18 protein-coding genes are annotated in these 21,292 nt (G+C 43.7%); 16 read left to right on the top strand and 2 right to left on the bottom strand.

The features are described 5' to 3' along the window. The first annotated feature begins 72 nt into the window (after positions 1-72). The 10 genes from atpD (at position 73) to JZY04_RS04690 (ending at position 9,993) form a co-directional block, all read left to right on the top strand. Positions 73-1,590, top strand: coding sequence for a F0F1 ATP synthase subunit beta (gene atpD, locus JZY04_RS04735; protein ID WP_005777517.1), 1,518 nt, complete (start codon positions 73-75; stop codon positions 1,588-1,590). 11 nt (positions 1,591-1,601) lie between these two features. Continuing rightward, positions 1,602-1,847 carry an ATP synthase F1 subunit epsilon gene (gene atpC / locus JZY04_RS04730; RefSeq protein ID WP_005805723.1) on the top strand — a complete coding sequence of 82 codons (246 nt, stop codon included), beginning with the start codon at positions 1,602-1,604 and terminating at the stop codon, positions 1,845-1,847. Between the two features lie 30 nt (positions 1,848-1,877). After that, entirely contained in the window at positions 1,878-2,306 is a 429-nt protein-coding gene (locus JZY04_RS04725; RefSeq protein WP_122143327.1) for a hypothetical protein, read from the top strand. Continuing rightward, positions 2,290-3,441, top strand: a complete 1,152-nt coding sequence (gene atpB, locus JZY04_RS04720; protein ID WP_220575414.1) for a F0F1 ATP synthase subunit A — start codon at positions 2,290-2,292, stop codon at positions 3,439-3,441. Before JZY04_RS04725 ends, atpB begins: the two co-directional genes overlap by 17 nt. Positions 3,442-3,467: 26 nt before the next feature. After that, positions 3,468-3,725: an ATP synthase F0 subunit C gene (gene atpE, locus JZY04_RS04715; protein WP_005777530.1), complete on the top strand. Its 258-nt coding sequence runs from the start codon at positions 3,468-3,470 to the stop codon at positions 3,723-3,725. Positions 3,726-3,740: 15 nt separating this feature from the next. Then, on the top strand, positions 3,741-4,238 hold the full coding sequence (gene atpF / locus JZY04_RS04710; protein ID WP_005777532.1) for a F0F1 ATP synthase subunit B: 498 nt from the start codon (positions 3,741-3,743) through the stop codon (positions 4,236-4,238). A 6-nt stretch (positions 4,239-4,244) separates the two neighbouring features. Further along, complete coding sequence (locus tag JZY04_RS04705) at positions 4,245-4,805, top strand: F0F1 ATP synthase subunit delta (protein ID WP_005777534.1); 561 nt, start codon at positions 4,245-4,247, stop codon at positions 4,803-4,805. A 13-nt stretch (positions 4,806-4,818) separates the two neighbouring features. Continuing rightward, positions 4,819-6,402 carry a F0F1 ATP synthase subunit alpha gene (gene atpA / locus JZY04_RS04700; RefSeq protein ID WP_122143326.1) on the top strand — a complete coding sequence of 528 codons (1,584 nt, stop codon included), beginning with the start codon at positions 4,819-4,821 and terminating at the stop codon, positions 6,400-6,402. Positions 6,403-6,420: 18 nt separating this feature from the next. Continuing rightward, positions 6,421-7,293, top strand: a complete 873-nt coding sequence (locus JZY04_RS04695) for a F0F1 ATP synthase subunit gamma (RefSeq protein ID WP_005805730.1) — start codon at positions 6,421-6,423, stop codon at positions 7,291-7,293. A 159-nt stretch (positions 7,294-7,452) separates the two neighbouring features. Further along, a complete protein-coding gene (locus JZY04_RS04690; protein WP_122143325.1) occupies positions 7,453-9,993 on the top strand; it encodes a helix-turn-helix domain-containing protein in 2,541 nt (846 codons plus the stop codon). A 68-nt stretch (positions 9,994-10,061) separates the two neighbouring features. Here JZY04_RS04690 and JZY04_RS04685 read toward each other — a convergent pair whose 3' ends face one another. Then, positions 10,062-10,418, bottom strand: a complete 357-nt coding sequence (locus tag JZY04_RS04685; protein WP_005777545.1) for a co-chaperone YbbN — start codon at positions 10,416-10,418, stop codon at positions 10,062-10,064. Positions 10,419-10,649: 231 nt separating this feature from the next. Here JZY04_RS04685 and JZY04_RS04680 point away from each other — a divergent pair, with 231 nt between their 5' ends. The 6 genes from JZY04_RS04680 to JZY04_RS04655 all read left to right on the top strand — a co-directional run bounded on the left by JZY04_RS04680 (position 10,650) and on the right by JZY04_RS04655 (position 19,073). Beyond that, positions 10,650-11,912, top strand: a complete 1,263-nt coding sequence (locus tag JZY04_RS04680) for a TolC family protein (RefSeq protein ID WP_122143324.1) — start codon at positions 10,650-10,652, stop codon at positions 11,910-11,912. A 13-nt stretch (positions 11,913-11,925) separates the two neighbouring features. After that, positions 11,926-13,014 (top strand): efflux RND transporter periplasmic adaptor subunit, encoded by a 1,089-nt coding sequence (locus JZY04_RS04675; protein ID WP_044300638.1) that lies wholly within the window; start codon positions 11,926-11,928, stop codon positions 13,012-13,014. A 14-nt stretch (positions 13,015-13,028) separates the two neighbouring features. Continuing rightward, positions 13,029-16,154: an efflux RND transporter permease subunit gene (locus JZY04_RS04670; RefSeq protein ID WP_122143323.1), complete on the top strand. Its 3,126-nt coding sequence runs from the start codon at positions 13,029-13,031 to the stop codon at positions 16,152-16,154. A 33-nt stretch (positions 16,155-16,187) separates the two neighbouring features. Further along, complete coding sequence (locus JZY04_RS04665) at positions 16,188-16,862, top strand: response regulator transcription factor (RefSeq protein WP_005777552.1); 675 nt, start codon at positions 16,188-16,190, stop codon at positions 16,860-16,862. A gap of 17 nt (positions 16,863-16,879) precedes the next feature. Next, complete coding sequence (locus tag JZY04_RS04660; protein WP_122143322.1) at positions 16,880-18,217, top strand: HAMP domain-containing sensor histidine kinase; 1,338 nt, start codon at positions 16,880-16,882, stop codon at positions 18,215-18,217. A gap of 181 nt (positions 18,218-18,398) precedes the next feature. After that, on the top strand, positions 18,399-19,073 hold the full coding sequence (locus JZY04_RS04655; protein ID WP_005805743.1) for a MarC family protein: 675 nt from the start codon (positions 18,399-18,401) through the stop codon (positions 19,071-19,073). A 43-nt stretch (positions 19,074-19,116) separates the two neighbouring features. Here JZY04_RS04655 and JZY04_RS04650 read toward each other — a convergent pair whose 3' ends face one another. Next, positions 19,117-20,862: an SGNH/GDSL hydrolase family protein gene (locus tag JZY04_RS04650; protein ID WP_181996495.1), complete on the bottom strand. Its 1,746-nt coding sequence runs from the start codon at positions 20,860-20,862 to the stop codon at positions 19,117-19,119. Between the last annotated feature and the right edge of the window lie 430 nt (positions 20,863-21,292).

The raw sequence follows: 21,292 nt of genomic DNA, 5'->3' as shown, positions 1-21,292 counted from the left end.
CTGGTAAAAACGCGACTTACCATGCTATAACGCTTTAGAGTATTAGAAGAATAATATATAAAAAGATTGCTTATGTCACAGATTATAGGACATATCTCTCAGGTAATTGGCCCTGTGGTCGATGTGTATTTTGAAGGTACAGAATCGGACTTGATATTGCCAAGTATCCACGACGCATTGGAGATAAAAAGGCACAACGGCAAAAAGCTGATTGTAGAAGTACAACAACACATTGGTGAAAATACTGTTCGTACCGTGGCCATGGACAGTACCGACGGCTTACAACGCGGGATGAAGGTATTTCCTACAGGAGGTCCTATCACGATGCCGGTAGGTGAACAAATCAAAGGACGTTTGATGAACGTAGTCGGCGATTCTATTGACGGAATGAAAGAACTCAATCGTGAGGGTGCCTATTCCATTCACCGTGATCCCCCAAAATTTGAAGATTTAACCACCGTACAGGAAGTGTTGTTCACCGGAATAAAGGTGATCGACCTGCTTGAACCTTATTCAAAAGGAGGTAAAATTGGTCTATTTGGTGGTGCCGGAGTAGGTAAGACGGTACTTATTATGGAACTCATCAATAACATTGCAAAGAAGCATAATGGTTTTTCCGTATTTGCCGGGGTAGGAGAACGTACCCGTGAAGGTAATGACTTGCTTCGTGAAATGATTGAATCGGGTGTAATCCGTTATGGAGAGGCTTTTAAAGAAAGTATGGAAAAAGGACACTGGGACCTTTCGAAAGTAGATTATAACGAAGTAGAGAAATCGCAGGCTACATTGGTGTTCGGACAAATGAATGAACCTCCCGGTGCACGTGCTTCGGTTGCGCTGTCGGGACTGACTGTTGCCGAATCTTTCCGGGATATGGGGGCCAAGTCGGGTGCCAGGGATATCTTGTTTTTCATTGATAATATTTTCCGTTTTACTCAGGCAGGATCCGAGGTCTCAGCTTTGTTGGGACGTATGCCTTCTGCTGTAGGTTATCAACCTACATTAGCTACGGAAATGGGTGCTATGCAAGAGCGTATCACTTCAACCAAGACGGGCTCCATCACTTCGGTGCAGGCTGTATATGTGCCGGCTGACGACTTGACCGACCCTGCACCGGCAACCACCTTTACTCACTTGGATGCAACAACTGTATTGAGCCGAAAAATCACTGAACTCGGAATTTATCCGGCTGTAGACCCGTTGGAATCTACTTCTCGTATCCTTGACCCACATATTGTGGGGCAAGAGCATTATGATGTGGCTCAGCGTGTGAAGCAGATTCTGCAACGAAACAAGGAATTGCAGGATATCATTTCCATCTTGGGTATGGAGGAGCTGTCCGATGCCGATCGTTTGGTTGTGAACCGTGCGCGCAGGGTACAACGTTTCCTGTCTCAGCCGTTTACTGTAGCCGAACAGTTTACCGGTGTGCCGGGAGCAATGGTCTCTATTGAAGACACCATCAAAGGGTTTAAGATGATTTTGGACGGTGAAGTGGATTATCTGCCCGAACCGGCATTCTTAAATGTAGGTACGATAGAAGAGGCTATTGAAAAGGGTAAGAAGTTGCTTGAGCAAGCCAATAAATAAAATAAGGAATCATGAAAGAACTGCATTTGAATATTGTATCGCCGGAAAAGGAGGTATTTGATGGTGAAGTGAAGAGTGTTACTCTTCCGGGAACCAGTGGAGTATTTTCCATTTTGGCGCAGCATGCGCCGATTGTCTCTTCTCTGCAAGAAGGAACAGTCAGTTACACGACAACGGATGGCGAAGAGCATACGTTGGATATTCACAGCGGTTTTGTGGAGCTAAGTAACGGAGAAGCCTCCGTTTGTGTATCCTGACTTTGATCCACACAAGAACCTGTTTTTACTATGAATATGAGCATTACAAAACGCAATTTCCTGAGTTATCTTACCATTTTGACTCTTGTCGGAGGTGGGTTGGGAGCTTTGGTTTTGCATTATCTTGAGCCCGGACACTATTTCGGAGGTTATCCGTTGATACCGGTATACTTTTATATATTCGGTGTATTTTACATTTATATGTTTGATGCCTGCAGGCGTCATGCACCGGACAAGATGGTGATGCTTTTTTTGGTAGCAAAGGTTCTGAAGATGATTATATCAGTCTTTCTGTTGATAATCTACTGTGTGGCTGTGCCCGATTCTGCTGTGGAATTTCTGCTGACATTTCTGGCATTCTATCTGGGCTACCTTATATATGAAAGCTGGTTTTTCTTCGTTTTCGAATGGAATCAGAAACTAAAAAAGAAATTAAAAAAATATGAAACAGTTGCGTAACATAGTTACCGGAATGTTGATCCTGATAGGAGGTATGTTGCCTGTTATGGTCTCTGCACAAGAGCCTGTGGAGGGCGATACCGCCACTGCTTTACAGCAAGAGATTATTGTGGGGAAAGACACAATTAATCAGGAGGCAAATCAGGTAGATGTAAAAGGCATTGTATTCGGTCATATCGGCGACTCCTACGAATGGCACATCACAAATATAGGAAAAACCTCTATCTGTATTCCATTGCCGATTATCGTATATAGCGAAACTTCAGGTTGGCATGCTTTTTTGTCATCGCGCCTTGAAGAGAATGACGGTAAATACGAAGGATTCTATATCGCTCCTGCCGGAAGCAGGTACGAAGGCAAAATTGTAGAACGTAATGTGGCGGGAGAAGAGGTTCGACCATGGGATATTTCTATTACTAAGGTTACTTTATCTCTATTTATCAATAGTGCTATCTTATTAATAATTATCCTTAGTGTGGCGCATTGGTATCGTAAGCGTGAACAGGGAGCTTATGCCCCTGGCGGATTTGTCGGTTTTATGGAGATGTTTATTATGATGATCCATGATGATGTGATTAAGAGTTGTGTAGGGCCTAACTATAAAAAGTTCGCTCCTTATTTGTTGACAGCCTTTTTCTTTATTTTCATCAATAACATCATGGGACTGATACCGATTTTCCCGGGAGGAGCGAATGTGACCGGAAATATCGCTATAACGCTGGTGTTGGCTTTATTTACATTTGTCATCGTTAATATATTCGGGACGAAACACTACTGGAAAGATGTTTTCTGGCCCGATGTTCCCTGGTGGCTGAAAGTGCCTATACCCATGATGCCGTTTATCGAATTTTTCGGTGTATTTACGAAACCGTTCGCATTGATGATCCGTTTGTTTGCCAATATGTTGTCCGGACACATGGCTATGTTGGTTCTTACCTGTTTGATATTTATATCGGCAAGTATGGGGCCTGCCATTAACGGTTCGCTTACGGTGGCTTCGGTGCTGTTCAACATCTTTATGAATTTGCTCGAAGTGTTGGTTGCCTTTATTCAGGCCTATGTGTTTACAATGTTATCGGCTGTATTTATCGGACTGGCTCAGGAAGGCGGTAAAAAAGAAGAAGTAAAAGAATAATATAAACCATTTTAAAACTGAAAATTATGTTACTATCAGTATTATTGCAAGCTGCTGCTGCAGGAGTAGGATTGAGTAAATTGGGAGCTGCCCTCGGAGCTGGTTTAGCTGTTATCGGAGCAGGTATCGGTATTGGTAAGATTGGTGGCTCGGCCATGGAAGGTATTGCACGTCAACCGGAGGCATCGGGAGATATTCGTATGAATATGATTATTGCTGCTGCTTTGGTAGAAGGTGTGGCATTGTTGGCATTGGTTGTTTGTCTGTTAGTACTTTTCTTATAATAAACAAAGAAGATTATGTCATTGTTACTACCCGATAGTGGCCTGATATTCTGGATGCTCCTTTCTTTTGGAATTGTATTTGCGGTATTGGCTAAATACGGCTTCCCCGTCATCATTAAGATGGTGGAAGGCCGTAAAACCTATATCGACGAATCATTGGAGGTAGCCAGAGAAGCAAACGCCCAGTTGTCACGACTGAAAGAGGAGGGCGAAGCTATTGTGGCTGCCGCTAATAAGGAACAGGGACGTATCATGAAAGAGGCTATGCAGGAACGTGAGAAAATTATTTACGAGGCCCGCAAACAAGCTGAAATAGCTGCCCAGAAAGAACTGGACGAAGTGAAACGACAGATTCAGATTGAAAAGGAAGAAGCCATACGCGATATTCGTCGTCAGGTAGCTCTTCTATCTGTGGATATAGCTGAGAAAGTTATTCGTAAGAATCTGGCTGATAAACAAGAGCAGATGGGAATGATAGACCGTATGCTTGATGAAGTATTAACGAAGAACTAAGAGAAAATGGAAGTCGGAATAATTTCAATGCGGTATGCGAAAGCTCTGATGGCTTATGCGGAAGAGAGAGGAGCGGAAGACAGGCTATATCATGAACTTGTCACGCTGGCACACAGTTTCCGTACAGTGAAGGGATTTTGTGCCGTACTTGATAATCCCATTGTTTCTGTTGACGAAAAGTTCAGTCTGATCTGTACGGCAGCCGATGGAGACAATAAACCGAGTGAAGAGTTTATTCGTTTTGTCCGTCTGGTACTCAAGGAGAGAAGGGAGACTTATCTGCAATTCATGAGTCTGATGTATCTGGATCTTTACCGGAAGAAGAAGCATATTGGTGTAGGTAAACTGATCACTGCTGTCCCGGTAGATAAGGCTACTGAAGAGCGTATCCGACAAACTGCTGCACATATTTTGCATGCGTATATGGAGTTGGAAACAGTGATCGACCCTTCTATAGAAGGTGGCTTTGTTTTCGATATTAACGATTACCGACTTGATGCCAGTATCGCTACACAGTTGAAGAAAGTGAAACAACAGTTCATTGATAAGAATCGAAGAATTGTATAATTAGTGAAAAATTATGTCTGAAAATATAAGAGTAAGCGAAGTATCTGAGATTCTGCGCCAACAGCTTGAAGGAATCGAGACCAAGGTGCAGCTTGATGAAATCGGTACGGTGCTGCAGGTGAGTGATGGTGTGGTACGTATTTACGGTCTGCGCAATGCCGAGGCCAACGAACTGCTTGAGTTTGATAATGGTATCAAGGCCATTGTTATGAACCTGGAAGAAGATAATGTAGGTGCCGTCTTGCTCGGACCTACGGATAAGATCAAGGAAGGTTTCACAGTGAAACGTACCAAACGAATCGCTTCTATCCGTGTGGGAGAAAGTATGTTGGGACGCGTTATCGATCCGTTGGGAGAACCGTTGGACGGAAAAGGATTGATCGGCGGTGAACTCTATGAAATGCCTTTGGAGCGTAAAGCTCCGGGGGTAATCTATCGTCAGCCGGTAAATCAGCCGTTGCAAACAGGTCTGAAAGCAGTTGATGCAATGATTCCTATCGGTCGTGGACAGCGTGAGTTGATTATCGGTGACCGGCAGACGGGAAAAACATCGATAGCTATTGATACGATAATAAACCAGCGTAGTAATTACGAAGCGGGCGATCCGGTATATTGCATTTATGTAGCTATCGGACAGAAAGGATCTACAGTGGCTTCTATTGTGAATACTTTACGCCAATATGGTGCGATGGATTACACTATTGTAGTAGCTGCCACAGCCGGAGATCCTGCTGCACTTCAATATTTCGCTCCGTTTGCAGGGGCTGCTATCGGTGAGTATTTCCGTGATACCGGTCGTCATGCGTTGGTGGTTTATGATGACTTGTCCAAACAGGCGGTATCTTATCGTGAAGTATCTTTGATTCTCCGTCGTCCTTCCGGTCGTGAAGCTTATCCGGGTGATATCTTCTATTTGCATTCCCGTTTGCTGGAACGTGCAGCCAAGATTATCAATCAGGAAGAGGTGGCTCGTGAAATGAACGACTTGCCCGAGAGTCTGAAAGGAAAAGTGAAAGGCGGAGGTTCACTGACAGCATTGCCTATTATCGAAACACAGGCCGGAGACGTTTCTGCCTATATTCCGACTAATGTGATTTCCATCACAGACGGTCAGATTTTCCTTGATACAGATTTATTCAATCAGGGTAACCGTCCGGCTATCAATGTCGGTATCTCAGTTTCCCGTGTGGGAGGTAATGCTCAGATTAAGGCTATGAAAAAAGTGGCCGGTACGTTAAAAATAGACCAGGCGCAATATCGTGAACTGGAAGCATTCTCCAAATTTAGCGGAGACATGGATCCGGTTACCGCACTGACCATTGACAAAGGACAAAAGAATGCCCGTTTATTGGTTCAACCTCAATATTCTCCGATGCCGGTAGAGAAGCAGATTGCGATTCTCTATTGTGGTATCAACGGATTGCTGAGAAATGTTCCACTGGATAAGGTAGAAGACTTTGAGGCGGCATTTCTCAATACACTCGCTCTCGATCATCAGTCGGATGTACTGGACGTATTGAAGACAGGGGTTATCAATGATGAAGTAACGAAAGCGATTGAGGAAACAGCAACGATGGTTGCGAAACAGTTTACTTAATTATAAACCATAAAGACTATGGCTTCACTAAAAGAAGTAAAAACCAGAATAAATTCGGTACAGAGTACCCGAAAAATCACTTCAGCAATGAAGATGGTGGCTTCTGCCAAGTTACACAAGGCACAGGGAGCCATTGAAAACATGCTGCCTTATCAGAGGAAACTGAATAAGATATTGACCAACTTTCTAAGTGCTGACCTTCCGGTAGAGTCTCCATTCTGTGCGGAACGCCCTGTCAAGCGTATTGCTATTGTAGCTTTCTCTTCCAACAGCTCTTTATGTGGTGCTTTCAATGCGAACGTACTAAAGATGTTTTTGCAGACGGTTGGAGAATATCGTGAGCTGGGGCAGGATAATATCCTGATTTATCCGGTTGGCAAGAAAATAGAGGAAGCTGTGAAAAAATTAGGATTTTTTCCTCAAGGGAGCTATCAGAGACTGGCAGATAAGCCTTCGTACGATGAAGCTGCTGCGTTGGCCAGATTGTTGATGGAACTTTTTCTGGAAAAGAACATTGACCGGGTGGAGTTGATTTATCATCATTTCAGATCGATGGGAATACAGGAGCTGTTGCGTGAAAGATACTTGCCGATTGATCTGTCTGCCGTTCATAATGAAGACGGGAAAACCGGAATGGTAAATGACTATATCATAGAACCTTCCGCAGCCCAGTTGATAGCAGATCTGATTCCGCAGGTTTTGAGTCAAAAGATCTTTACGGCTGCTCTCGATTCTAATGCATCCGAACATGCCGCACGTACTTTAGCTATGCAAATAGCAACGGATAATGCCAATGAATTGATTCAGGAACTGACAAAGCAGTATAATAAGACCCGCCAGCAAGCCATTACAAACGAGTTGCTTGATATTGTGGGCGGTAGTATGGCTTAAACTTTCCACAGGGGGCACAAAGGTTGCGGAGTTGTTATCAATGAAGAAACTGACAACTAATCATCGTCCGTAGCCTTTGTGTCTTCTGTGGCAAAATAACTTATTATTATATTGGTTTCTTCTTTCTTTTGCTATAACTTTGTAGCAAAGTATTATTTCATGGAAGAAAATCACGAATTAGAATTAGCTTGGCAAGTCATTGAAAATACCGGTACCCATCTGTTTCTGACAGGAAAGGCCGGAACCGGAAAAACAACCTTCCTTCGTCGGTTAAAGGAATTAACTCCCAAACGCATGGTAGTGGTCGCTCCTACGGGGATTGCTGCCATTAATGCCGGAGGTGTCACCATACACTCTTTTTTCCAATTAAACTTTGCGCCATATATTCCGGAGAGTACATTCAATTCTGCCCAACAAAGCTTCCATAAATTCGGGAAAGAAAAAATCAATATCATCCGCAGCATGGATCTGTTGGTGATTGATGAAATCAGTATGGTACGTGCCGATCAACTTGATGCGGTGGATGCAGTGTTGCGTCGTTATCGGGATCGTTCGAAACCTTTTGGAGGTGTTCAACTTCTGATGATAGGCGATTTACAGCAGTTGGCTCCGGTAGTAAAGGAAGAAGACTGGAACTTGTTGACCTCTTATTATGACACGGCATTTTTCTTTGGCAGTCATTCACTGAAAGAGACTGAATATATCACTATAGAGTTGAAGAAAGTCTATCGGCAGAGCGATACGGCTTTTGTCGGATTATTAAATAAAATCAGAGAGAAAGAGGCCGACGAATCTGTGCTGGAAGAATTGAATAAACGTTATCTTCCGGAGTTTCGTCCGAGAGAAGAAGAAGGGTACATCCGGCTGACGACACATAATTATCAGGCCCAGCAATATAATGACAGACAGCTGCTTTCTCTTTCCGGCAGGGCTTTCAGCTTTCAGGCGAGGGTAGAAGGTACTTTCCCGGAATCGGCTTATCCGGCGGATGAAATGCTCACTGTCAAGGAAGGGGCTCAGATTATGTTTATTAAAAACGACTCTTCCGGGGAACATCGATATTATAATGGAATGATCGGTTTGGTTACGGCTGTTGGTAAAGATGGCATCCGGGTGAAAGGAAATGGAGAATCGCAGGACTTTTTACTTGAAACGGAAGAATGGACAAATAGTAAATACAGTCTGAATCCGCAGACGAAAGAGATAACGGAAGAGGTTGAAGGTACTTTCCGGCAGTATCCTATTCGTTTGGCATGGGCTATAACGATCCATAAAAGTCAGGGTTTGACTTTTGAACGTGCCATCATTGATGCAAACGCTTCTTTTGCTCATGGGCAGGTTTATGTTGCGCTGAGTCGTTGTAAATCTCTTCAGGGACTGGTACTCAGTTCTCCTTTAAGGAGAGAGTCTATTATCAGTGACGACACGATTGACGAATTCACCCGTAATGCCGGAGAACTGACCCCTGATAAGCATAAGCTGGCTCTGTTGCGTCAACATTATTTCTACGAGTTGCTATGTGAACAATTCGATTTTCATCCTCTTGAGCAACATTTCGCACGTGTTCTGCGTCTGCTCGATGAACACTTATACCGACTCTATCCAAAGTTGCTGGAACGGTATAAAGAAACGATCGATCTGTATAAAGCTCAGATAATGAAGGTTGCCGATACTTTCAAGTTGCAATATTCGACTCTGTTGATGGAGGTGGAGGACTATGACGCAAATCCGAAACTGAATGAACGAATTGTGGCCGGTGCCCATTATTTCCGTAAACACCTGGAGGATTTGTTAAACCCACTGATGGTTTCTACAAAGGTAGAAACGGATAATAAAGAACTGAAAAAGAAATTTTCCGAAGCGTTAGATACATTGAAGACGACACTACATGTGAAGCTGGGAACACTCTATTATACCGAAAAAGAAGGTTTTACCGTATCAGCTTTTCTAAAACATAAGGCTGTCCTAACCTTATCCGTTTCCGGAGGAGAAAGTACATCCTCGTCCGGAAGATCGGAACGTAAACCCCGAACTGCTGAAAAAATAGAAGTTCCTACCGATATCCTACATCCGGAACTGTATAAACAGTTGATTGCATGGAGAAATTCAGAAGCTTCGAAAGCTAATCTTCCTGTTTACACTGTTATACAACAGAAAGCAATACTGGGCATTGTGAATTTATTGCCCTGTGATACGGCTTCGTTAGTGCGTATTCCATATTTTGGGAAGCGTGGTGCCGAAAAATACGGCGATGCTTTGCTTGAAATGGTGAGCCGATATGTAAAGGAACAGGGAATAGAACGTCCACCAATGCCTGCAATAACATTGACCCTCAAAAAAGAAACTAAGGAATCGAAAGAGCCAAAGCCTCTAAAAGAAACTAAACCCGTGAAGGAGCCAAAACTTGACACCAAAGAGATAACCTATCGTCTTTTCAGGCAGGGGAAAAATATCGAAGAGATAGCCAAGGAACGTGAGTTGGTTTCAGGGACTATAGCCGGACATCTGGAGCATTATGTACGCTTGGGAGCAGTTAAGATAGAGCAGCTCGTTCCGAAAGAAAAGATTATGAAAATTACCCGTTATGTGCAAGCTAATGGAAGTGACAAAGGACTTACGGCAATTAAAGCTGCTTTGGGTGATGAGGTTTCATATGCAGATATAAGGCTGGTACTTGCTGCCGGAAAAAAAGAATCATAAGATTTGTACGTCAGTCAGCTTACGTTTTACCGTGGTTGACTGACGTACCCAATGCTTAGTCAGGTAAATTATAATAGTGCCTCTTCTATTAACGCTTTTAGTTGCGTTTTATTCATGGTTCCTAATTTCATGGTCGGTTCTCCTCCAACAGGACAAAGCAGCAGATTAGGGATTGTACGAATGGCAAAAGCCGCTTCCAATTCCGGTTCCTGATCTACATCCACTTTATAAATATCTATTTTACCATTATATTCTACAGCCAGTTGATCCAGTATGGGTGACAGTGCTTTGCAATATACACACCAGGGAGCATGAAAATCTACCAGGCAGGGTTTGTTGCCTTTAAACTTCCATTCTTTCGGATATCCTTGATAATCTGCAACTTTTTCTACAAAACTTTCTTTGGTTAAATCGATGACTTTCATATTTCTATTTTTTAAAGGGTTACTACTTGTTTGTTTCTTTGATGTTGCAAAGATAGGAAGATCGGAGTTATTGGCAGATAGCTATTTCTCCTATTGTATTAGCAATTCTTCCTTGTCCTGCTTTTTCCGCTTTCTAATAACTTTCTAATCTCATCTGAGTATCTTATAATTGCTTTCAAACGGTCTGCGTGAAGTGTGAATTGTACTTTTGTCATCAAAATAACAAGGACTATGACCAGAAAGTTTTTTATTCTCTTTTTTCTTGGATTTTTCGGAATTGCCGGAGCACAGCAACCTTCCGGGAGCTTGACGCTGAAAGAGGCCGAGCAACGTTTCCTGAAATGTAATTTATCCCTATTGGCCGAACGCTACAATATAGATATGGCACAAGCCAGGTTGCTTCAAGCTCAATTATTTGATAACCCGGTGATCTCATTTGAACAAAATGTTTACAACCGGCTTAATGGCACTTATTTTGATTTTGGTAAGAGCGGTGAATCTGTTGTAGAGATAGAACAGGTGATCCGTCTTGCCGGACAACGGAATAAGCAAATACGGTTGGAGAAAATAAACCGGGAGATTGCCGGCTATCAGTTTGAGGAAGTAATGCGGACTTTACGTCAGGAGCTTGGGGAAGCTTTTATCGAAGTTTACTATCTGTCAAAGTCATTATCGGTTTATGATAAAGAGGTCAGTTCGCTTGAACATTTGTTGGCAGGCATTAAGGAACAGCATGTGAAGGGGAATGTTTCTTTAATGGAGATGACCCGTCTCGAATCAATGCTGTTCTCGTTGAAAAAGGATATGAGCGAATGTGAGAGCCATTATCTATCACGGCGGGGAGAGTTGAATTTATTATTGAACTTGCCCATTGATTTTCGCACTGAGCCAATAGTAGATGAGGGTTCGCTTGAACGTTTGACCATAAATGGATTGTCTTATGCCGGTTTACAAGAGATGCTATCCGTGAGGTCTGACCAAAAGATGGCACATAGTAATATCATTGCTTCGCAAGCTGATCTGAAATTACAGAAATCGTTGGCCTTTCCCGAATTTTCAGTGAAAGGTAACTATGATCGTCAAGGTAATTTTATTAATAATTATTTCGCTATCGGGTTTAGTATGTCTGTTCCTATCTTTAACCGTAACCAAGGGAATATCAAGATGGCACGCTTCAATCTCCTGAAGGCAAGCCGGGAGCAGGAATATATTCGCAGTAAAGCTGAGACAGAACTGTATGCTGCCTATACTGCCTTAGATAAAGCGTTCAGGCTTTATCGGTCAGTAGATAAGGGATTGGAACATAACTTTGAGAAACTGATAGCCGGAGCCAATGAAAGCTTTATCAAACGTAATATCAGTCTTTTAGAGTTTATCGATTTTTACGATAGCTATAAAGAGACCTGCATTCAGCTTTATGATATAAAGAAAAACGTATTTCTCGGCATTGAGAATCTGAATGCAGTAGTCGGGCAACATGTCTTTAATAATTAAATCCATATAATTTATGAATTGGACAAAATACTTTCCATGTATATTGATTCTGGGGTTGGGAGGTTGTTCATCAAAGATGAAGCAATCTGAGGTGCATACAAACTTATGTCTGACAGATAGTTTACTGAAAATAGTCTCTGTCGATACGGTACGTCTGCATGATGTGACGGATGAACTGGTTCTAAACGGGCGTGTGACTTTCAATCAGGAGCAGGTAGCACACATTTATCCTATGTTTGGCGGTACTGTGACGGAGCTTCATGCCGAAGTAGGGGATTACGTACGAAAAGGAGATATACTTGCGGTGATCCGTAGCGGTGAAGTGGCTGACTACGAGAAACAAATGAAGGAAGCAAACCAGCAGGTTATCATTGCCCGTAGAAATATGGATGCCACTCAGGATATGTTCGATTCAGGATTGGCGTCTGATAAAGACGTATTGCAGGTGCGACAGGAATTGGCTAATGCAGAGGCGGAAGAGAACCGCATCAAAGAAATCTTTTCCATCAACCATTTCAGCGGTCGATCATTTTACGAAATCAAATCTCCGGTTTCCGGTTTTATTGTAGACAAAAAGGTGAGTAAAGACATGCAACTCCGCTCCGATCAGAGTGAGGAGATATTCACTGTTTCCGGCCTGGAAAATGTATGGGTGATGGCAGATGTTTATGAAAGTGATATTAGCAGAGTGGTTGAAGGAGCACCCGTACATATCACTACCTTGGCTTATCCCGATAAGGTCTTTTCCGGAAGTATCGATAAAGTCTATCACATGCTGGATACCGAAAGTAAGACGATGAATGTGCGCATTAAATTGTGTAATGAAGATTATTTGCTGAAGCCGGGTATGTTTACCAATGTCGGTGTGGAGTGTAAGTCGTCCGGGAAACAAATGCCCCGGATCGATGCACATGCCCTGATATTCGAAGGAGGGAAAAACTATGTTGTGGCAGTGGCTACGGACCACCGTTTATCGATTAAGGAGATTGATGTTTACAAACAGTTGAGTAAGGAATGTTATGTCCGTTCCGGACTTTCAGAAGGTGACAGAGTGTTGAATCAAAATGTATTATTGGTCTACAATGCTTTGAATGCAGACTAAAAGCGAAAAAAACTATGCATAAGTTTATAGACAATATTGTGGCTTTTTCGTTGAAGAATAAGTTTTTCGTCTTTTTTTGTACGGTGATTGCCATCATCGCCGGTGTGGTTTCATTCAGACACACTCCGATCGATGCATTTCCCGATGTGACGAATACGAAAGTGACCATCATTACCCAGTGGCCGGGACGCAGTGCCGAAGAGGTAGAGAAGTTTATTACGATTCCGGTGGAGATAGCCATGAATTCGGTACAGAAGAAGACAGATATCCGTTCGACAACCTTGTTTGGGTTGTCAGTCATCAATGTGCTGTTTGAGGATCATGTGGATGATTTTGTTGCTCGTCAACAGGTATATAATTTATTGAATGATGCCGATCTGCCGGAAGGAGTAACTCCTGAGGTGCAGCCTCTCTACGGACCTACAGGAGAGATTTACCGCTATACCCTGCGAAGTGACAAACGGAGTGTACGCGAACTGAAAACGATTCAGGATTGGGTGATCGATCGCAATCTGCGTGCCGTATCGGGTGTGGCGGATATTGTCAGTTTCGGTGGTGAAGTAAAAACCTGTGAAGTAAGTGTCAACCCAAACCAGTTAATCAATTATGGCATCACCTCGCTGGAACTTTATGATGCCATTTCGAAGAGTAATATTAATGTGGGCGGAGATGTAATAACCAAAAGCTCCCAGGCTTATGTCGTAAGAGGTATAGGGCTGATTAACGATTTGGAGGAGTTGCGGAACATTGTAGTGAAAAACATCAATGGTACTCCCATTCTGGTGAGGAATCTGGCTGATGTCCGTGAATCTTGTTTACCTCGTCTGGGACAGGTAGGGCGAATGGACGAGGATGATGTAGTGGAAGGTATTGTAGTGATGCGCAAGGGAGAGAACCCGGGTGAAGTGATATCCGGGCTGAAGATGAAAATAGATGAATTGAACGAAAGCATCTTACCGACGGATGTTAAGATTGTACCTTTTTATGATCGGGAGGATCTGGTGGATCTTGCTGTACATACTGTAACGCACAATCTGGTGGAAGGCATACTATTGGTAACTTTCATTGTATTCATCTTTATGGCGGACTGGCGGACAACGGTAGTGGTAGCTGTCATTATCCCTTTATCCCTGTTGTTTGCTTTTATCTGCTTGCATGTAATGGGGATGTCCGCCAATCTGCTTTCTATGGGAGCCATTGACTTTGGGATCATAATAGACGGGGCCGTAGTGATGGTAGAAGGTATATTCGTTGCTCTCGATCGGAAAGCGAGAGAAGTGGGGATGCCCGTTTTCAACCGGATGTCGAAGATGGGGCTGATCCGGAATACTGCCAAAGAAAAGGCCAAAGCGGTCTTTTTCTCCAAGCTGATTATTATTACGGCGTTAATCCCCATATTCTCGTTTCAAAAGGTGGAAGGGAAAATGTTTTCTCCTTTGGCTTATACATTGGGGTTTGCTTTACTGGGGGCCTTGATTTTTACTTTGACCCTGGTTCCGGTCATGTCATCCATCCTGTTAAGGAAAAATGTGAGTGAGAAAAGTAATTTTCTGGTGAGTTTTATTAGAGAGAAAAGTTCGGCTTTATTTGCCATTTTTCATGCTCATCGTAAGCTGTCCATCGGATTAGCTTCTTTGGTCGGAGGAGCCGGGCTGTTTCTTTACTCTTTTCTGGGGATGGAGTTTCTGCCGCAGTTGAATGAAGGAGCCATCTATATTCGTGCCACCCTTCCGCAAAGCATTTCTCTGGATGAGTCTGTTTCACTTGCCAACAGAATGCGTAGAGAGCTGTTGGTTTTTCCCGAAGTAAAGCAGGTGCTCTCGCAAACCGGGCGCCCGAATGATGGGACTGATGCTACCGGTTTTTACAATGTGGAATTTCATGTTGATATTTATCCGGAGAAAGAGTGGGAGAGCGGACTCAGTAAAGAACAGTTGATTGAAAAAATGCAATCTGCCCTTGCTCTCTATCCCGGTACCGATTTCAATTTCTCACAACCGATTACTGACAACGTGGAGGAAGCCGCTTCGGGTGTAAAAGGTTCTATTGCCGTTAAGGTTTTCGGGAAGGATTTATATGAGGCAGAGAAACTGGCTGTACAGATAAACAAAGTGTTGGGAACCGTAGCAGGTATTGAAGATCTGGGAGTGATTCGGAATATAGGTCAGCCGGAACTTCGCATCGAGTTGAACGAAAAACAGCTTGCCCGTTATGGTGTATCGAAAGAAAATGTACAATCTATTATTGAGATGGCCATCGGAGGTAAATCTGCTTCATTGCTCTATGAAGACGAGCGTAAGTTCAATATCATGGTTCGTTATAATGAAGAGTTCCGCCAGAACGAAGAGCAGATAGGTAAGATTCTGGTACCAGCGATGGATGGTGCGATGATCCCGATCAAGGAATTGGCAGATATCCGGACCATTACAGGACCATTGCTTATATTCCGTGACAGCCATACCCGTTTTTGTGCTGTTAAGTTCTCTGTACGTGGTCGTGCCATGGGGTCTGCCGTTGCCGAAGCACAAAAGAAAGTGGAAGCTTCGGTACATCTTCCGGACGGATATACACTGAAATGGACCGGAGATTTTGAGAATCAGCAACGTGCCAGCAAACGCCTTGCACAGGTTGTTCCTGTCAGTATTGCCATTATATTCGTTATCCTCTTCATCCTGTTTTCCAATGCCCGGGATGCAGGACTGGTATTGTTGAATGTCCCATTTGCGGCGGCCGGCGGTATCATTGCCCTGTTGATCACTCACTTCAACTTCTCAATTTCTGCCGGGATCGGTTTTATAGCCTTGTTCGGCATCTGCATTCAGAACGGAGTGATTATGATTTCGGGTATTAAGTCGAATGTGCATTCGCACATGTCTTTGGCCGAAGCAGTGAAGAGTACGGTTCATTCGCGGGTCCGGCCGGTTGTGATGACGGCTGCTATGGCTGCTATCGGACTGATGCCGGCAGCCATGAGCCATGGTATTGGCTCCGAGTCGCAGCGTCCGCTCGCCATTGTTATTATCGGTGGCGTATTGTGTGATACTTTCTTTACGCTTTTTATTTTTCCGCTGATTGTAGAGGCCATTTATGGTAAAACTTTGTTTGATAAAGATGGAAAGCTGCGGCAAAGACGAGTGTAAACCGTATATTTGTCACTTTAAAACTCAAAAGTTATGGCAAAGATATTATTGGTAGAAGATGAAGTGAATATAGCTTCGTTCATAGAACGGGGACTGAAGGAGTTCGGACATACAGTGTCAGTTGCCAATGACGGTAATTCCGGATGGGAACTGATCCGGCAGGAAGTATTCGATCTGCTGATCATAGATATTATTATGCCCGGAATGAATGGCTTGGAGCTTTGCCGTCTCTATCGCCGTCAGTATGGTTATCTGGTTCCGGTGATTATGTTGACTGCGCTGGGTACGACGGAGGATATCGTAAAAGGATTGGATGCGGGAGCTGACGACTACTTGGTGAAGCCTTTCAGCTTTCAGGAACTGGAAGCCCGGATCAAGGCCATCCTGCGTAGAGGAAGAGAAGATTCCGCCCGGCAGTTGGTATGTGATGATTTGGTGCTTAACTGTAACAGCCGCCGTGCCAGACGTGGAGAAGCGGAGATAGACCTCACCGTCAAGGAATACCGTTTACTGGAATATTTTATGACCCATCAGGGATTGGTACTTTCGCGCCTGACATTATTGAGAGATGTATGGGATAAGAATTTTGATACGAATACCAATGTCGTGGATGTATACGTAAACTACCTTCGTGGTAAGATTGATAAAGACTTTAGTAAGAAACTGATTCATACTGTAGTTGGTTCCGGATATATCATGTATGCCTGACTAAAAAACACCTGACTATGAAAATCGGACGTAAGATTGCCCTCTTTTATACGTTGATAACAGTGTTGACCACCATGATCGTCATTGGAGTGTTTTATCTCTTCAGTTCGAGGTATATCGACGGATTGTATCAGTCGTATCTTCGGGAAAAAGCTTTTCTGACTGCCCAGAAACATTGGGAACGGGATGAGGTGGACGAACAAAGCTATCTGGCCATTCAACGGAAGTATGATGAACTGTTGCCGGAGGCCAAAGAGATTTTGCTGAATATGGACAGTGACGTCGTGGTACGTGATACGTTGAATAAATATCTTTCTGCCGGGCAACAAAAACTGCTCCTTGATTCAAAGGAGATGTCATCGGTATCTTTTGTCCATAAAGATATGTTGGGAGCTGCTTTGTACTATCCTGACAATGAGGGAAACTTTATCGTAATCGTAATGTCGCATAATGGCTATGGGGTTAAAATACAGGAACATTTGCTGGTATTATCTACCTTCCTGATACTCAGCAGTTCAGTATTGATCTTCTTCATGGGACAACTTTATTCTACGAGAATACTAATCCCCTTACAACATATTTTATTGCAGCTGCAGCGGATACGAGGCAATAGCCTGAACCGCCGACTGAAGACTACCGGCAATAAAGATGAACTGGATCATTTGATAGAAGCATTAAACAGTATGCTCGACCGTATCGACACTGCGTTCAAAGCAGAAAAATCGTTTGTCAGCCATGCTTCCCACGAATTGAATAATCCCATTACCGCCATTCAGGGTGAGTGTGAAATCAGTTTGTTAAAGGAGCGTAGCACGGAGGAATATGTCGAAGCCCTTCAACGAATTGCCGGGGAAAGCAAACGTCTCTCTAACTTGATCAGGCATTTGATGTTTTTGTCGAGGCAGGAAGAGGATATCCGGAAAAACAACGTCGAAAAGATTTATCTGGCAGACTTATTACAGGAGATGAGTTCTGCTGTTCCCCGCCTCCGGTTGCAATATCCGGAGGACGGCGTAAAGAGTGCTGTGGTCGATGCAAATCCCTATTTGTTTAAGATAGCCTTGCAGAACATTATAGACAATGCCTGCAAGTATTCGCAAGAAGAGGTGATTGTGCGGCTTTACAAAGAGGGGGAACGATGGGGAATAGTGGTCGGGGACTCCGGAATCGGAATTCCCAAGGACGAGATAGAACATATCTTCCAGTCGTTCTACCGGGGAAGTAATACGAGAGAATATACAGGCCAGGGGGTTGGACTCAGCCTTTCAGCGAAAATATTTTCTGTTTACGGAGGAAAAATAGAGATTGCTTCCGAGGAAGGGAAGGGGACGGAAGTGAAGGTCATTTTCGGGTGACGCATCATCCGGATTTCTAAGTGGGGTACGTACGTTAGCATATGCTTTGGCACGTATATGACGGCCTGTTAAAATATCACAATAAGAAGATGTTTCTTGCATTTATAACATCAATAAGAGGCAATCTGTGTTTGTAGATGAGTGTTGCATTCTTAATAAAGTGTTTTAAAAAGCAAGAACTATGTCGTTGAGTAATCTGCTAATCATATTTTCATCCTCCTTTATGGCTTTGTTTCCCGTAGTAAACCCTTTGGGAAACGGTTTTGTTGTAAATGGCTTTTTTACAGACCTGGACCCAAAACAGCGAAAGACTGCCATTCAGAAGCTGATTTTCAACTTTATAATGATCGGTGTCGGTACTTTGGTGATAGGGCATCTGTTTTTGTTGATTTTCGGTCTGGCCATTCCTGTGATTCAGCTTGGAGGCGGCATACTGATTTGTAAAACGGCAATGGAATTGCTTGCCGATTCCGGTTCTTCTGATAAGGGAGAGTCTAACCAGAATCTGGATAGCTTTAAATGGAAGAATATAGAACAGAAGATATTTTACCCCATCACATTCCCCATCAGCATCGGTCCCGGCAGTATATCTGTCATATTCACTTTGATGGCCTCTGCCAGTGTCAAAGGGAAACTACTGCAGACCGGAATCAACTATTTTGTTATCGCACTTGTCATCATCTGTATGGCTGCAATACTGTATGTTTTCCTCTCACAGGGACAGAGGATTATTCAGAAACTCGGGCCTGTAGGCAATCAGATTATAAATAAGCTCGTAGCCTTTTTTACATTTTGCATCGGCATACAGATTTCAGTAACAGGTATATCTCAGATCTTTCATCTGAATATCTTGTAATGATGAAAGGTTGATATGTATTTATCAGCAACCGGATCTCTGCTTATAGATACTCTTTCAGCACCTTTGCGATCCGCTTGTATCCTTCTGCATTCGGATGCAGTCCGTCACGGAACAGAGAAGAGTCTATCGATCCGTCTTTTTGCGTCAGTTGCGGAGCAAGGTCAATGTAAGTACAGTCTTTGCCTGCCAGTTGTTTTTGTAATTCCGCATCGATTCCGGCAATGCGGGCTTCCATCCCTTTTCTTGGCAGGATGCCCATGATGCAGAGTTTTGCCTGCGGCTGACGTTCATGAATGGCTTTTGCGATCCGGCAGATACCTTCTATAATTTCTTCATCACTGTTGAATGACAGATTATTGGTACCTATCAGCAGAAATATATTGCGAGCCTGGAAACCGTCCAGTTCTCCGTGATAGATGCGCCATAGTACATTCTCTGTTTTGTCCCAGCCGAATCCGAGGTTGCGTACACTTCTCCCTTTGAATAATTTCTCCCAGGATTCTTTGCCAAACTGGTTATGCGCGATGGGTTCGCCTCCCCAGAAGTGTGTTATCGAGTTGCCGATCATCACTATTTCAGGAGCACTTTGTTTGTTCAGTTTCAAGATTTCTTCGTGACGGCCGTACCAATCATACGGATCTCTTTGTTGCTTGCATGGGATGCACGAAGCAGGTCCTTGATTGTCTTCACGCAAAATTTCACGTATTTTCTTCTGGTAGCTGTCAGCGTATTGTTGCATACCCAGGTCGGTGGAGTGAACACCATCTACCATGGCATCCATCGGGATACCGATCTCTTCCTTGGTCAGATAGTATACAGCCGGAACCTGCTCTTTTTGTAACGTTTCATATGCCTTGCGCAGTTCTGCATTGGCTACACGATAAGATTCTTCCGCACTTTCGGAACTATATTCGTTACTATAACCGTCGTGTTCTACCAGCAAGATAGGGGTCCGGCTCTTTTCACGCAGCTTTTTCACTCCTTTCAGAGTGCGCTCGTATACAACGGCGGATTCTTTCTTTCCCGACAGATTGGGCATGCAATCGATGATATACAATTGCGCATCGATTTCAGACAACAGATCAAAGAGCGCTTCTTCCAGCTTTCCATTGCCGGAGAAACCAAGATTGATGACCGGATGTCCCAATTTCCGGTTTAAAATATTTCCCCATGCCATGCCCGGGCGGGAAGCGCAAGCTCCTTGTGCAATAGAAGTACCGTATATAACCAGTGGTTTTTCTTGTGAGGCCGGTAGAAAACGGAAAGAGGCATCGGCAGGAACTCCTATTTCCATCCACGATACTTTATTGTATAACGGCAAAAATAATTGATATTCGAATCCGTTACCGGATTTGGCTGCATATGAAAGTCCGCTGAAACTGTAGGTTATCGTGTCACCCATGGAGTATCGTCCGGCACACCATCGTTCCCGCCCGTTGTTGTCCGTAGCGTATAAGTCTACACCCGAAACTCCGGTTGCCGGCATGTGTGGCATAGAGAGTCCGCCTTTCACCACATAACGAACCTTTATTTCCGGTGCATTGGAACGGAACGCAACAGACAGTCCTGCACTTTGCTGCGCCAAATCCCATAAAGGCTTGCGCACTTTATCCTGGGCCCGTAGAGGCAGTCGGGCATATGAATCTTTTAATTCGCTCTGCCATGCTTGTCCGCGCACCACATGGATATCTTGGTTTAATGGATTTGCCCATTTGTATTGTGCTTGTAGAGAAACACATCCCAGGAAAAGGGCTAAAAGGGAAAGTTGGAGTTTGGTTGTTTTCATAATCATCATCGTATTAGGGGCATGCAAAGGTAATCATTCCCTCTCAAATATGCAATCGTCCTGACCAATAATAGACGAGTTACACACGGCTCTTTCATCTAGCAACCGTCTTCCTCCCTTGTCCTCTCCACAAAACCTTCCATTCGCACACAGCGATGCGGAAGCAGCGCTTCGTTGTTTCTTTTTTAAGAAAGAATCCGGCCGACTATTACCGGAGAAGTGTAGTAGATTAACCATTGTCATACAACTCTTTATCCCAGCCCGCATACCTGGGCTGATGAGCCCGCATACCCGGGCTGATGAGTCCGCATACCCGGGCCGATGAGCCCGCATGCCCGGGCTGAGATAAAGATCCGACCATTTGCACTAAAGAGAGTAAGGGAAATGAAATGCTTTTAGAGAGATAAACGGATAAGAAATTGGACATATC

The sequence above is a fragment of the Bacteroides sp. 11BF genome, from assembly GCF_019633765.1.
In the GTDB taxonomy this organism is placed as follows: Bacteria; Bacteroidota; Bacteroidia; order Bacteroidales; family Bacteroidaceae; genus Bacteroides; species Bacteroides hominis.
Note: the sequence above shows the minus strand (reverse complement) of the source record. Positions and strands in the feature narration are given on the sequence as shown.

Excerpts from the sequence above, each read along its gene's own strand:
- atpD (WP_005777517.1), top strand. The coding sequence starts at position 73 with ATGTCACAGATTATAGGACATATCTCTCAGGTAATTGGCCCTGTGGTC.
- atpC (WP_005805723.1), top strand. The coding sequence starts at position 1,602 with ATGAAAGAACTGCATTTGAATATTGTATCGCCGGAAAAGGAGGTATTT.
- JZY04_RS04725 (WP_122143327.1), top strand. The coding sequence starts at position 1,878 with ATGAATATGAGCATTACAAAACGCAATTTCCTGAGTTATCTTACCATT.
- atpB (WP_220575414.1), top strand. The coding sequence starts at position 2,290 with ATGAAACAGTTGCGTAACATAGTTACCGGAATGTTGATCCTGATAGGA.
- atpE (WP_005777530.1), top strand. The coding sequence starts at position 3,468 with ATGTTACTATCAGTATTATTGCAAGCTGCTGCTGCAGGAGTAGGATTG.
- atpF (WP_005777532.1), top strand. The coding sequence starts at position 3,741 with ATGTCATTGTTACTACCCGATAGTGGCCTGATATTCTGGATGCTCCTT.
- JZY04_RS04705 (WP_005777534.1), top strand. The coding sequence starts at position 4,245 with ATGGAAGTCGGAATAATTTCAATGCGGTATGCGAAAGCTCTGATGGCT.
- atpA (WP_122143326.1), top strand. The coding sequence starts at position 4,819 with ATGTCTGAAAATATAAGAGTAAGCGAAGTATCTGAGATTCTGCGCCAA.
- JZY04_RS04695 (WP_005805730.1), top strand. The coding sequence starts at position 6,421 with ATGGCTTCACTAAAAGAAGTAAAAACCAGAATAAATTCGGTACAGAGT.
- JZY04_RS04690 (WP_122143325.1), top strand. The coding sequence starts at position 7,453 with ATGGAAGAAAATCACGAATTAGAATTAGCTTGGCAAGTCATTGAAAAT.
- JZY04_RS04685 (WP_005777545.1), bottom strand. The coding sequence starts at position 10,418 with ATGAAAGTCATCGATTTAACCAAAGAAAGTTTTGTAGAAAAAGTTGCA.
- JZY04_RS04680 (WP_122143324.1), top strand. The coding sequence starts at position 10,650 with ATGACCAGAAAGTTTTTTATTCTCTTTTTTCTTGGATTTTTCGGAATT.
- JZY04_RS04675 (WP_044300638.1), top strand. The coding sequence starts at position 11,926 with ATGAATTGGACAAAATACTTTCCATGTATATTGATTCTGGGGTTGGGA.
- JZY04_RS04670 (WP_122143323.1), top strand. The coding sequence starts at position 13,029 with ATGCATAAGTTTATAGACAATATTGTGGCTTTTTCGTTGAAGAATAAG.
- JZY04_RS04665 (WP_005777552.1), top strand. The coding sequence starts at position 16,188 with ATGGCAAAGATATTATTGGTAGAAGATGAAGTGAATATAGCTTCGTTC.
- JZY04_RS04660 (WP_122143322.1), top strand. The coding sequence starts at position 16,880 with ATGAAAATCGGACGTAAGATTGCCCTCTTTTATACGTTGATAACAGTG.
- JZY04_RS04655 (WP_005805743.1), top strand. The coding sequence starts at position 18,399 with ATGTCGTTGAGTAATCTGCTAATCATATTTTCATCCTCCTTTATGGCT.
- JZY04_RS04650 (WP_181996495.1), bottom strand. The coding sequence starts at position 20,862 with ATGAAAACAACCAAACTCCAACTTTCCCTTTTAGCCCTTTTCCTGGGA.